This window comes from Acinetobacter sp. YH12151, assembly GCF_013418355.1.
In the GTDB taxonomy this organism is placed as follows: domain Bacteria; phylum Pseudomonadota; class Gammaproteobacteria; order Pseudomonadales; family Moraxellaceae; genus Acinetobacter; species Acinetobacter pseudolwoffii.
The window spans coordinates 1-13179 of the sequence record NZ_VPCG01000052.1; the positions used below are offsets into that span (position 1 = coordinate 1).

Sequence of the window (13179 nt, forward strand, 5' to 3'; positions counted from 1 at the left end):
GCGCGGTTTTAGAAGGAGTTGTAATTTTTCAAAAAAGATTGAAAACCATTTTAAAGCTTTCGACTTAACCTTTTTTTACATCAATAATGGCTTCATTTAATGTCAGCATACTTTTTGAAACACCACCCGAATTGATATGCTTGAGCACCGGTCATCGCTAATAATACAGCAGTGGCTAAACCTAGTTTTTTCATGATATTTACCATTTTGTTACAAAAGATGTACAACATAGAACATATTGTATTGTAACAATTTATTAAGTCAATCCACTTCGAATTTAGTATTTTTTCGTCTTAAAATAATGTATTAGTTTTGTGTAATATTCATCTATTTAGCTTGAAATTGAATTTTATGTAAAATTTGTTTTATAACAAAAAGCTAGAGCTTAAAAATAGAACACTACGTCAAAGATTAAGAAGAAAATGTGTGGATATTATTATTCATTAATTAAATTGATTATTGATTTTTTATCGTAAAATTCAATTGATGTTTTAAGGATAAATTCATAAATATGTCAAAAAATATAAGATGAATTATATAATTCATCACGCTTTATTATAAATTGTACAAATTTAATGCAGAATTCCTCTAGAATTGTAATAGGTGTCTCTTTTTTGAACCAAAATGTGATGCTTTTTAATCTCGACTAGGCCAATCGGCTTTACATTGTTAATAGATTTTTACATAATATCAGTATCAGGTTAAAGTTCATGTTTCATTATGATTTAACGTGATTCTCCACAATTTTTTTATTGGCCCAGCTTTCCCCAAGGTTGGGCTTTTTTTTATCCGCATTTTTTATTTACTTTCTATTCATCTTCTAAGATAGAAACTGTTCTGTAGCAATGAACTTCAGCAATAAAAATAGTAAAAATAAAGCACTAAAATGGTGCATATTAATTCATTAATAGATGACCTAAAAATATAAGCACTAAAAAAAACCCCAGTTTTCATAGAAAACTGGGGTTTTTTCGCCAAAATTTGCGGGTAAACTAAAATATCTGCTGAGGAATAATTTAACTCGCCCTAATGCGGTGCATTATGCACCCAATTGTTGCATGTGTAAATAGTGCGGAAAGCAAGTTTTGATATTTTTTTTAATGCTTAAAAGTCCTGTATTTGTGTTGTATTTTTTGTAGGATAAAACCCATAAAACTTTAGCCTGAATTTAAAAAGTAGCGCTTTTAAAAATTAAAATCAAAAAAATATAGAAAAAACATTAACTAAGTTGAATTACCTACTTTAAGAGTATTTCATTTTATTTGTATAATAATCGCTCTATACAGCATTCTTTTGGCATTGGGGCGTAATAAAACAGCATGAACACCTTACGCTCAGGCTGGATCAGTAAACGTTTATACTGGGCTATGTCGATCATTATTTTAAGTTTGCTTTGTATCTGCATTCCCTTGATCGTCAGTAGTGGTCAAAATTATTTAAAATCGGTACAGACCTATCAACAGTTAGATGCACTACAACAGGTCGCTGATCTGGCCAATCGAATCTCCCGTGAGCGTGCTCCTGCCAATAAAGCCATGTCCAGTTCGGCAGAAGATTTTGCGCAGCATCAACAAGAATTAATAATTTACCGTCAGCAGGTGGATCAGCAGTTTTCCCAGACCGCTGAGGTATTGGCAGAATCCGGTTTCAACGATCTGAGTCAGCAACTTTTAAAGGTCAAAATCAGTCTTGACCATGGACGTGCCCAGGTCGATGCTTATACCCAGATGCCGCGTCAGCTGCGCAGTGCTCAGGAACTTGATCAGGCAATTCTGGCCATGTTTGCTGCATGGGACAGCTGTCGTGAAATTTTAAGAGGCGTGGTTATCGCTTCAGATAGCTCGTCGACTCATCTCTATCGTTATATTAGCCAGATTTTATTTTTATCCGATTTACGTGATCAGGCCGGTCGTGTGGCTTCGAGTATTATAGCGCATGTGACTTTTGCTACGCCTCTTCCCACGCAAAATATCACCCGTTCTTTACAGACTCAGCATCAGGTGCATTATCTTTGGGCATTGATTGAAACCATTCAACCGGCTGAAGACAAGACAGATGAATTTATCCGTTTACATCGCCGGGTAGAAACTGATTTTATTCAGCAAGGTCTGCCGATTGTTTCTGAACTGATCAATGATAGTGTGGAGAAACGTACCTATCATTTGACTGGAACCCAACTGACTGAAGCCATTGTCGATAAATTTTCGACCGTGGTTGACCTGCAAAGCTATCTGCTTCAGTACAGCAGAGAAGTGGCCATTCGGGAAATGACCACCAATATGAATCATTTGATCTGGACCGTATTGCTCTCTCTTATTTCCTTGCTTGCTGCCATTTCGACCATGATTTTTGCACGTAAGCAGGTTTTTTTGCCGCTCATTCAAGCTCGCCGAATACTTTTAAGTTTATCTAAACGTTCGGGCCGTCAGCCACCTGGTTTAAAAATACGCTCAGATAAGCATTCTGATTCTTTATTCGCTGCGATTCAGAAGTTACAGCAGATGTTACAAGAACGCGATGCTTTGGAATTCCGGTTAAAGAATATCGCGCATTCAGATGCCTTGACCGGATTATCAAACCGTTTTGCTTTGGAAGAATATATCCGTTTTCTGGAAAATCAGCCGGGTCAATTGAGCCAGACCTGTCTGATGATTATTGATATTGATCATTTTAAACAGGTGAATGATCAATATGGGCATATTATTGGCGATCAGGTGATTCAACTGGTGGCCGAGCGGTTAAAGGCCAATGTTCGGGCGACGGATTTGCTGGTGCGCTATGGCGGCGATGAATTTCTGGTATTGATTGAAAATATCCAGATGCAGCAGGCATTGATTGTGGCCGATAACATTCGGGCTGAAGTGGCTGAGCGTCATATTTTGACTGCAGCAGGAGACGAGATTCAGGTTTCGGTTAGTATCGGAGTCGCCATTGGTGCCGTGTCCTGGATGGCTTTATTGTCAAATGCTGATGATGCTTTGTTTAAGGCCAAAGCGAAGGGGCGCAATGTGGTGGCTGAGGTTTAAATTCTTAGCCCAGTACTTTTTAATTTAAATTTAAGCGAACTTATCACTCTTAGATGCTAATAAAGATGAAACCAGAACAAAGATTAGAGCAAATATTTAGAGAAAATGAAAACAAAGGTATGGCTGTGGCTATTACTGGATCTTGGGGAGTAGGTAAAACTTTTTTTTGGAAAAATTTTCTAAAAAACCAAACTCTTGAAGAGTATAAAAATGTTAGTAATTTCTATTACTATGCAAGTAAATTAAATTATATAAATGTATTTGAGAATAAAAAATATGCTTATGTCTCATTGTTCGGCATAGAAACTTTAGATGCTCTAAAGAATGAAATTGCCATAAAAATTGGTTGGAATCCACATTCTAGAAATATACATACTCATTACGGAATACCTCAACTTGTTAAAAGCTCATTAGCCCAATTCAAAGATATAAAACTTTCTCATTATGGAGTGAGTTCGAGTTCAAAGTTAATAGATTCCTTACTTTATTCAGAGGTAAAAAATTCAATTATTTGCTTTGATGATTTTGAAAGATTGTCTGAAAAAATTAAAATTCAAGATGTTATGGGTTTAGCAAATCAATTAAAGCTTGAAAGAAATTGCCAAGTAATTTTGATTTTAGATGAATCAAAAAGTGGAGATAATAAATATGCTGAATATAAAGAAAAATTGATTGATGAAACGATCAAGATTAACTCTGTTGAACCATTAATTCGTGAAAATACAAGAGATATAGATGAACCTTTAGTAAATTTAATGGTGAAATTTGCAGATAAATTAGAAATTCATAATTTTCGTTTTTTTCAAAAGGTCATAAAAATTTATAAAGAGTTTAGGGAGCAGTTCCCTGGAAAGATTGCTGATTCAACTAAACAAATAATTTTGATTAGGATTTTGCAAGGATATTTTTTAGAAAATTTTGGTAAGAAATATGAGTTGGACTGGGGTGATATTCGAATAGTAAGAGAAGAAGATCAAAGAGCGTGGTCTCAATCTAAAATTAAAATATATTCGATTTTAAAGGAGTTATCTTATGATTTTGTACGCACCGATACATGGCTAATTGAATTTAAAAAGAAGTTTGATCAAACAGGTGAACCAAATTTAGAGGTACTTATAGGTTTAATAAAATCTGATATGTACTCAGAAAAGAATAATATCATTAGAGAGCAATTAAATGAGTTAATGGAACAGTGGAGAAATTTAGAAGTAGATTCATTGTTTTGTCAGCATCTCTATGATGTAGCCCACCAACAAATCCCATTTGAGAACTTAGAAAATTTAGGTTTTTACTGTGATTTATTAAAAGAGTTTGGGGTAGAGCAATTAGCTATTCAACTCCAAGAGAGTATTAAGGAGTATCTATTTAATCAGTATGAAAGTAAAGGTTATCTTTTTGCGAATGAACATTTTAATTTTGGTTATAAGCCTGAAAATAGATTTCATAGTTACCTTAAATCTTTACAGGAGCAGAAGCCAAATCAAGGATTTCCTATCTTGATAGATGTTATTCATAATTATATTTTTAATAATGGATATAATGTTGATACAGATTCTTTTGTACTGAAAAATGCAACCAAAGCAGATTGGTATAACTTAATTTTTCATGAAATTCCAAAGGATGAAAGATTTAAAAAGTCTAATAAACTTCAAATTTTGCGAAAATTATTAGTCCAGCAAATTTCAGTTGAATTACAATCTCAAATAAATGCTTTGATTTTTGAAGTCTTAGAAGACGAAGCTCGAGCATCAAGCTTGGAGAAAAGAAAGAATATTGAGTATGTGATTAAACGTTTAAAAGAAGGGCTCTTATGAGCCCTTTCTATATCACTTCAACAACGCTTTCAAGAACTTACCCGTATGTGACGCTTTCACTTTCACGACTTCTTCAGGTGTACCTTCCGCGACAATCATACCGCCACCTGAGCCACCTTCAGGTCCCAAATCTACCACCCAGTCAGCAGTTTTAATCACATCCAGATTATGCTCAATCACCACAATGGTATTACCCTTATCACGTAGCTGATGCAGGATGTCCAGCAGCTTGGCAATATCATGGAAATGCAGACCCGTGGTCGGTTCATCCAGAATATACAGGGTTTGACCGGTATCGCGTTTGGCCAGTTCACGTGCCAGTTTGACACGCTGCGCTTCACCACCGGAAAGCGTGGTCGCAGACTGACCCAGACGGATATAACCCAAACCTACCTGATGCAATGTTTCCAGACGACGGTGAATGACGGGAATGGCATCGAAGAAATGCATGGCATCCTCAACGGTCATCTGCAACACATCGGAAATATTCTTGCCCTTATAGTTCACTTCCAGCGTTTCACGGTTATAACGTTTGCCATGACAGGCATCGCAAGGCACATACATATCCGGCAGGAAATGCATCGCCACCTTGATCATGCCGTCGCCTTCACAGGCTTCACAGCGACCACCTTTCACGTTAAACGAGAAACGACCCGCGGCATAACCACGTGCTTTGGCTTCCGGAGTTTGTGAAAACAGTTCACGAATCGGGGTAAATAAACCGGTATAAGTGGCCGGATTGGAACGTGGGGTTCGTCCAATCGGACTCTGGTCAATATCGACGACTTTGTCGAGGAACTGCAAGCCATCAATCGATTCAAACTTTTCCGATGTTAAAGTGGTTGCACCATTCAGTTGGGTCGCCGCCAAAGGTAACAATGTCCGGTTAATCAAGGTCGATTTACCCGAACCCGATACCCCGGTAACACAAGTCATAATGCCCAAAGGAATGGTCAGATCGACTTTTTTCAGGTTATGCCCAGATGCACCCATCAGCTTGATCTGTTCTTCAGGTTTAGGTGGCTGAATCCGTTTTTTCGGCACTTCAATTTTTAACTTGCCAGACAAATATTGTCCGGTCAGCGAGTCAGGATTGGCCAGAATTTCATCATAAGTCCCTTCAGCAATCACATGTCCACCATGTACACCTGCACCCGGGCCAATATCAATAATATGATCGGCGGCACGAATTGCATCTTCATCATGCTCGACCACCAAGACGGTATTGCCCAAGTCTCGCAGACGGATCAGGGTTTGCAGCAGACGGTCATTGTCACGCTGATGCAGACCAATTGAGGGTTCATCCAGCACATACATCACGCCCATCAGGCCGGCACCAATCTGGGAAGCCAGACGAATACGCTGTGCTTCACCGCCCGACAATGTTTCGGCAGAACGCGACAGGCTGAGATAATTCAGACCGACTGAGACCAGGAAGTGCAGACGTTCACGGATTTCCTTGAAAATCTTGTCGGCGATTTCTCCGCGTGCGCCTTCTAGGTTAATGTCCTGATAATAGCTTTCGGCATCACCAATCGACATGCGGGTAATGTCGGCAATGGTCTTGTCCAGAATTTTCACATTCCGCGAGATTTCATTCAGCCGTGAACCATCACAGGCATCACAGGCAGCATTGGACAGATACTGCGCCAGATCATCACGCACATAATTACTTTCAGTTTCACGGTAGCGGCGTTCCAGATGCGGCAAAATCCCTTCAAACGGAATCACCCGATTATGACGACGGCCACGCTCATCGATATAACTTAGATCAATTTTTTCTTTGCCGGTGCCGTACAGGAATTTTTTCTTGGTGTCGGCATCCAGTTCATTCCACGGCGTTTCTAAAGAAAAACCAAAATGCTCGGCGACTTTCTGGATCATGCCGTAATAATAAGGACGCTGACGGTCCCAGCCACGAATCGCACCCTGACTGACACTGACTTCAGGATTGGGAATCAGTTTATCGGCACTAAAATGACTGCGGGTGCCGAGACCATCACAGACCGGACAGGCACCAAAAGGGTTATTGAACGAGAATAAACGCGGTTCCAGTTCTGCGACAGCGCGGTCACATTCCGGGCAGGAATGCTTGGCTGAAAACACGCGATCGTTATGTTCGCCCTTCATCCAGGATAAAATCGCAATATCGCCACCGAGGCGCAGTGCAGTTTCAAAACTTTCTGCGATACGGTTGCCCAGATCATCACGGACTTTAAAGCGGTCGACCACGACTTCAATGGTATGTTTTTTCTTTTTGTCCAGTTCTGGTGGCGGATCAATTTCCATGATCTCGCCATCGACGCGGGCACGGACAAAACCTTGACTCTGTAACTGCTCAAATAAGGCGGTATATTCACCTTTACGCTCACGCACCACCGGGGCAAGCAGCATCAAGGCTGTGCCTTCTTCCAGCACTTTGACTGCATCGACCATTTCCGTGACGGTTTGTGCCACCATCGGCAGGTCATGTTCAGGACAGAAGGGTGTACCGACACGTGCATACAGCAGACGTAAGTAGTCATAAATTTCGGTAATGGTACCCACGGTAGAACGCGGGTTATGGCTGGTCGATTTCTGTTCAATCGCGATGGCTGGACTGAGACCTTCAATCGAATCGACTTCCGGTTTTTCCATTTGTGAAAGGAACTGGCGTGCATAGGCAGACAGCGATTCTACATATCTGCGTTGACCTTCGGCATATAAGGTATCAAAGGCAAGCGAGGACTTACCTGAACCAGACAGTCCCGTAATCACCACAAACTTGTCGCGTGGTATATCAAGGTTCACATTTTTCAGGTTATGGGTACGTGCGCCTCGAATACGGATGTGGCTTTGGCTCATGCAAGGATCCTAGAATATTCATCAAAAACCCTTATATGATACCGGATGAAAAATGTTCAAGTGCAAATAAAAGTATTTTAAACGTCAAGTTATGTCGGTGATTGGTCAATTCATCACAATACCGAGAAATATCACAGTAGATCGCTTCACTGTTCAGAATGACTAGACGTGAGGGAAGTTCTTAACAAGCTGCTGCATAGCGGCGTTCAAAGATAGATTCAATATCTTTAAAGTAGCGGTCACGTGGCACATCATGATGCAGACGTGCATAAAAATTCACTTCATTTTCCAGAATGTGCAGAAAGTCCTCATAGTCTTTTTGGAAAAAATCCAAGTCAAGCAAATCATTACGGCGTGCCTGATGACAGCGATACTTTTCAATAAATTTCAGTAGATGTTTCTGGATATGCGTGTTGGTATGGTAAATCAGATAAGTCGCTGCCGAACCACAATCTAGGCAGCCTTGTTCGAGATAGATTTCTTCATTGTTGAACCAGCAACATTGCAGGGTGAAAAATGCCCGAATCGCTTCGGTGCCTAAAGTGTCCATATTATCTGCCTCTTTCCGGGATTGATTTTATTAATTGATAATTATTCTCAATTATTGTGCGGCAATTTTGGGCTTATAGCTAGGTCTAGCATACCGGCCCGTTCTATCCTTGTTTTTTCAGACTAAGCCGTTTTTATGATCAGTTTATGACAGCAGAAATTTTTTAAACGGCTATAACCAAAAAGCCCTGTCTTAAACAGGGCTTTTTTTATTCGTCTTATTCATCCAGACCAGGCCACTGGCGTTGCTCAAAGGCACTGTCCCAGAACAACCATTCCAGACGGGCAGCATGGGTATAAGCTGCATGCATTTTTTCTAGTGTATCGGCATCAACACGCGCCGCAACACGGTCAACAGTCGCAATCACATTACGTACCGCAGTGTGGAACTCTTCTCCTGAATAGGTGTCCACCCAAGCCTGATACGGATTATTCGGCGCAGAGTTGTCGACAATATCTTTACCAACTTCAGCATAAATCCAGAAACAAGGCAGCAACGAGGCCAGTACTACTGGGTAGCTTTCTGACCAAGTGGTCGAAGTCAGGTAAGAAGTATAGTGATGACATGCCAGAGTCAGCGGGGTATTTTCAAACTGCTCTTTGCTAATGCCAAAATCCTGCATAAAGCCATCATGCAGGCTACGTTCCACCACAATCGCAATTTTGGCTGCCTCGGCAAACTGGATCACATCATCCGCTTCAAAAGCTTTGGCAGCACATACGGCCAGTGCACGGCCATAGGCCAGTAAATAATGCGCATCCTGAATCACATAATGACTAAAGGCTTCACGGCTTAAAGTACCTTGCGCCAGTTGCTGATTAAAGGGCAGGGCCAGGGTCTTCTGATAAAGTCCGAGATTGCGTTGCCATAGCTCTTGTGAAAAACTCATGCTGAAAATCCTTCGCAGTTCAAGTTAAACCATGCGGCACTATAGCAAAGATCGGGCTGTTTAAAAGATCGGCAAATTTTAAAAACAGAAAATAAGATAAAACAGCTCAGGAAGTGCTTTGGTTTATGCGCTAAAAGTTTCATAATTAGCTTAACTTTTCCTATTCGTATTGCTGCTCTCTCGCAGCCATACATTTATTTAATTTATCCAAGGTCGTTGTGTATGTTGAAACATTTTGGTTTCTCGATTGCATTTTCGATCGTGTGTCTTGGTTTGTCTGCGTATTGGGGTTATACCCATGGTCCTGACGCAGGCCTGCAAACCATGCTCACAGCGCTGACCATTACCGCTATTCTGGCGATTATGGAAGTGTCGTTGTCCTTTGATAACGCGGTTGTCAATGCCTCAGTCCTACGGGGTTGGGATCATTTCTGGAAAATGCTGTTCCTGACAGTCGGTATTCTGATTGCAGTCTTCGGAATGCGTTTGATCTTCCCGGTGGTCATTGTTGCAGTGACTGCAGACCTGGGCTTTATGGAAGTGGTACGTCTGGCCCTGAATGATCCGAAAGAATATTCAGCACGTTTAATGGCACATCATCCCGAAATTGCAGCTTTTGGTGGTGCTTTCCTGTTGATGGTATTCCTGAACTTCTTCCTGGATGAAGAAAAAGACACGCACTGGTTCAGACGGGTGGAACGCCGTCTGTCCAATCTGGCCAATGTACCAGCGATGTCGGTGTTTATCGCACTGGTGGCCTTGTTAATCATGGCAGCCAATGTCGATGAAGCCAAGCGTCTGGCAGTGACTATGGCGGGAATCTGGGGCATCGTAATTTATATTGGGGTGCAGGTCTTGAGCCATATGCTCGGTGGTGAACCGGAAGTCGATGAAGAAGGCAATGCGATTCGTCATGATGAAAATGGCGTACCGACGGGTGTAGTGAAAGCCGGTATTGGTGGTTTCCTCTATTTAGAAGTCCTGGATGCCTCTTTTAGTTTTGATGGCGTGATCGGTGCCTTTGCGATTACCTCAGACGTGGTCATCATCATGCTGGGTCTGGCCATTGGTGCGATCTTTGTCCGTTCAATGACGATTTATCTGGTTGAACAGGGCACATTGGATGCCTATATTTACTTGGAACATGGTGCGCATTATGCCATCGGTGCACTGGCTTTTATCATGATTGCCAGCGGAACCGGTCTGCATGTACCAGAAGTGGTGACCGGTCTGATCGGTGTAGCCTTTATTGTCTGGGCAGTATTCGCCTCGATTCAATACAAAAAACGTCAGGCAGCTTTAGACAAATAAAGCGCTGTTCCTGAATAAAAAGCGTAGCTCCGGCTGCGCTTTTTTATTTTTAGATTGGCATCATCTTTATTTCAAATAAAATTCATGTCTTATTAATGAGCTGAATGTCCTATAATCTGGGCTCCAGATTAATTAACCCAATCGCCATAATTTATGATGAATGCTTTAGAACGTCGTTCAACCTTTGCCCTGAGCAGTATTTTTGCACTGCGCATGCTGGGGTTGTTTATGATTATCCCGGTGTTTTCTGTGGCAGGGCAGGCATATCAATATGCAACGCCTGCACTGATCGGTTTGGCGGTCGGGGTCTATGGTTTGACTCAGGCCTTATTACAGATACCATTTAGCCTGATTGCAGACCGCTATAGCCGTAAGCCTTTGATTGTTTTAGGACTGCTGCTGTTTGCCTTGGGTGGTGCGATTGCAGCCATGTCTGACAGCATTTATGGCGTGATTATCGGTCGTGCCATTGCTGGTGGTGGCGCAGTATCCGCTGTCGTCATGGCCTTGCTGGCCGATGTCACGCGTGAAGAAAACCGCATGAAAGCCATGGCAATCATGGGCATGAGTATTGGTCTGTCTTTTGTGGTGGCATTTAGTCTCGGGCCTTGGCTGACAGGTCTGGTTGGCATTTCGGGATTGTTCTGGGTTACTACGGTGATGGGATTGGCTGCCATTGCCATGCTGTTTATGGTGCCTAAAGTCACGCGCCATCATAAAAACTTTCAACAGGGTTATCTGACCCAACTGAAACAGGTGCTCCAGATTGGCGATCTGAATCGTCTGCATGTATCTGTGTTTACCCTGCATTTATTGCTCACAGCCATGTTTATTTATGTGCCTTCGCAGCTGATCGAGTTTGCAGATCTGCCACTTTCTAGTCATGGTTTGGTCTATTTACCCCTGTTGGTGCTAAGTCTGTTCTTTGCTTTTCCGAGTATCATTCTGGCAGAAAAATACCACAAAATGCGCGCGATTTTTCTGGTGGCGATTAGCGGTATTATTCTGGGTTTAATGGTGATGGTCTTTGGTTTTGAATCCAAATATATCTTGCTCATTGGCCTGGGCCTGTTCTTTATTGCCTTTAACGTGATGGAGGCCTTATTGCCTTCCTGGCTGTCTAAAGCTGCACCGATCCAGTCTAAAGCGACGGCAATGGGCGTGAATGCCAGCAGCCAGTTTTTGGGTGCCTTCTTTGGTGGGATGATCGGTGGTCAATTGTTGCTGCTCAATAATACCTCGATGGGCTGGAGTATCCTGACCGGGATTGCGATTGTTTGGCTGCTGATGAGTTTCGGGCTAGCTCAGCCACGCTATCTTTCATCACTGGTGCTGCGTTTGCCGGAAAGCAGACAAACTGACGAATGGACTTCTCAGCTTTTGGCGATTCGTGGTATTGAAGAAGTCGTGGTGATGGCTGAACAGCAAGTTGCCTATATAAAAGTCGATAAACAGCAGATTGATGATGCTTCGCGACAACAATTAACGCACTTGTTAGGTAAAGAGGTAGCCATTTAAGCATAACTCTTATAAAGTAAAATACAGAAATATATAGGAAGTAAACAGCAAATGCGTGGTGTAAATAAAGTCATCTTAGTGGGTACTTTGGGTAAAGATCCGGAAACCAAAACTTTTGCAAATGGTGGTTCTCTCACTCAATTTTCGATCGCCACTAGCGATTCGTGGACAGATAAAAGTACCGGTGAACGTAAAGAACAAACGGAATGGCACCGTATCGTGTTGCATAACCGTTTAGGCGAAATTGCGCAGCAATATCTGCGTAAAGGTTCTAAAGTATATATTGAAGGTTCATTACGTACCCGTCAGTGGACTGATCAAAATGGTCAGGAGCGCTATACAACGGAAATCCGTGGTGATCAAATGCAGATGCTGGACTCGAATCGTTCACAAGGCGAGCAGGGCGACAACAGTTTTAACCAGCCACGTTTTAATAACAATAATCAGGCGAGTAACAACCAAAGTGGCGGTTATGGCAATAATCCGCAGTCGGGTTATGGTTCAGCGCCGCAGCAAGGCGGTTTCAACAACAATCAGGGTGGCGGTTATGGCAACAATAACCCGAGTGGTTTTGCACCGAAATCTGCACCTGCACCAACAGCAGCGCCTGCAGCTGATTTAGATGATGATCTTCCGTTTTGAGACACACTAGAGACCATGTTTTGTAAAGTTTATAAAATTATTCTTTATTAGTAGTTAGTTACAAAAGAAATTTACAGATACTAGAAATGGTTCTGTAAATTTTTTTACTTATGATTTATGATATTTAATACTTAGATATTTTGTTAAATAAAGCCATGATGTTTGTTAAAAGATTTGTAATGAGTGGTGGTGAGAGATTCGCTGTTCTTTTGAATAGTGATGGTGTTCCTATGACTTATCCAAATTTATATACGATCATTCATTTAAGAAATCGTGGTCAATCAATCAATACTATTACAGCTATTCGGCTTTGTTGCACAAACCTATCTGTAAAGGCTTTTTCAGCGATATAATTTTCAAATGAAGAAGCCTACACACAAAATCTACCGCACAACCAATTGGCCCGCATATAACCGAGCACTCATAAGTCGCGGAAATATTGCCATTTGGTTTGATCTTGCTACGCAATGGTATGCTCCATCAAAAGGCAAACAAGGGCGAAATCAAACCTACTCCGACGCAGCTATCCAATGCTGCTTAATGATTAAATCCTTATTCCGTCTATCTTTACGTATGGTCACTGGC

Annotated in this window: 9 protein-coding genes and 2 pseudogenes; 8 read left to right on the forward strand and 3 right to left on the reverse strand. The window is 41.6% G+C overall.

Annotated elements, in window-relative coordinates; genetic code table 11:
- The 3 genes and pseudogenes from FTU82_RS13875 to FTU82_RS13885 form a co-directional block, all read left to right on the forward strand.
- Positions 1-100, forward strand: a pseudogene (locus FTU82_RS13875) (IS1 family transposase); the annotation flags it as partial.
- A 1219-nt stretch (positions 101-1319) separates the two neighbouring features.
- Complete coding sequence (locus FTU82_RS13880) at positions 1320-3026, forward strand: diguanylate cyclase (protein ID WP_180000999.1); 1707 nt, start codon at positions 1320-1322, stop codon at positions 3024-3026.
- Between the two features lie 65 nt (positions 3027-3091).
- Positions 3092-4840, forward strand: coding sequence for a P-loop NTPase fold protein (locus FTU82_RS13885; protein WP_180096682.1), 1749 nt, complete (start codon positions 3092-3094; stop codon positions 4838-4840).
- Between the two features lie 12 nt (positions 4841-4852).
- On the opposite strand, the gene uvrA is transcribed toward FTU82_RS13885, so the two are convergent.
- The 3 genes from uvrA to tenA form a co-directional block, all read right to left on the reverse strand.
- A complete protein-coding gene (gene uvrA, locus FTU82_RS13890) occupies positions 4853-7684 on the reverse strand; it encodes an excinuclease ABC subunit UvrA (RefSeq protein ID WP_180001843.1) in 2832 nt (943 codons plus the stop codon).
- Between the two features lie 181 nt (positions 7685-7865).
- A complete protein-coding gene (locus FTU82_RS13895; protein WP_180001844.1) occupies positions 7866-8234 on the reverse strand; it encodes a hypothetical protein in 369 nt (122 codons plus the stop codon).
- 217 nt (positions 8235-8451) lie between these two features.
- The gene (tenA, locus tag FTU82_RS13900; protein WP_180001845.1) at positions 8452-9123 is read right to left on the reverse strand and encodes a thiaminase II; all 672 of its coding nucleotides are present in this window, start codon (positions 9121-9123) and stop codon (positions 8452-8454) included.
- Positions 9124-9345: 222 nt separating this feature from the next.
- Between tenA and FTU82_RS13905 the strand changes: the two genes are divergently transcribed.
- The 5 genes and pseudogenes from FTU82_RS13905 to FTU82_RS13920 form a co-directional block, all read left to right on the forward strand.
- On the forward strand, positions 9346-10434 hold the full coding sequence (locus FTU82_RS13905; protein ID WP_004647275.1) for a DUF475 domain-containing protein: 1089 nt from the start codon (positions 9346-9348) through the stop codon (positions 10432-10434).
- A gap of 153 nt (positions 10435-10587) precedes the next feature.
- On the forward strand, positions 10588-11952 hold the full coding sequence (locus FTU82_RS13910) for an MFS transporter (protein ID WP_100534512.1): 1365 nt from the start codon (positions 10588-10590) through the stop codon (positions 11950-11952).
- A 51-nt stretch (positions 11953-12003) separates the two neighbouring features.
- Positions 12004-12594 carry a single-stranded DNA-binding protein gene (gene ssb, locus FTU82_RS13915; RefSeq protein WP_005095120.1) on the forward strand — a complete coding sequence of 197 codons (591 nt, stop codon included), beginning with the start codon at positions 12004-12006 and terminating at the stop codon, positions 12592-12594.
- Between the two features lie 155 nt (positions 12595-12749).
- Positions 12750-12899, forward strand: a pseudogene (locus FTU82_RS16255) (site-specific integrase); the annotation flags it as partial.
- Between the two features lie 55 nt (positions 12900-12954).
- Positions 12955-13179: transposase (locus FTU82_RS13920; protein WP_180001846.1), on the forward strand; the 225-nt coding region annotated here is incomplete at its 3' end.

Excerpts from the sequence above, each read along its gene's own strand:
- FTU82_RS13885 (WP_180096682.1), top strand. The coding sequence starts at position 3,092 with ATGAAACCAGAACAAAGATTAGAGCAAATATTTAGAGAAAATGAAAAC.
- FTU82_RS13905 (WP_004647275.1), top strand. The coding sequence starts at position 9,346 with ATGTTGAAACATTTTGGTTTCTCGATTGCATTTTCGATCGTGTGTCTT.
- uvrA (WP_180001843.1), bottom strand. The coding sequence starts at position 7,684 with ATGAGCCAAAGCCACATCCGTATTCGAGGCGCACGTACCCATAACCTG.
- FTU82_RS13910 (WP_100534512.1), top strand. The coding sequence starts at position 10,588 with ATGATGAATGCTTTAGAACGTCGTTCAACCTTTGCCCTGAGCAGTATT.
- ssb (WP_005095120.1), top strand. The coding sequence starts at position 12,004 with ATGCGTGGTGTAAATAAAGTCATCTTAGTGGGTACTTTGGGTAAAGAT.
- FTU82_RS13895 (WP_180001844.1), bottom strand. The coding sequence starts at position 8,234 with ATGGACACTTTAGGCACCGAAGCGATTCGGGCATTTTTCACCCTGCAA.
- tenA (WP_180001845.1), bottom strand. The coding sequence starts at position 9,123 with ATGAGTTTTTCACAAGAGCTATGGCAACGCAATCTCGGACTTTATCAG.
- FTU82_RS13880 (WP_180000999.1), top strand. The coding sequence starts at position 1,320 with ATGAACACCTTACGCTCAGGCTGGATCAGTAAACGTTTATACTGGGCT.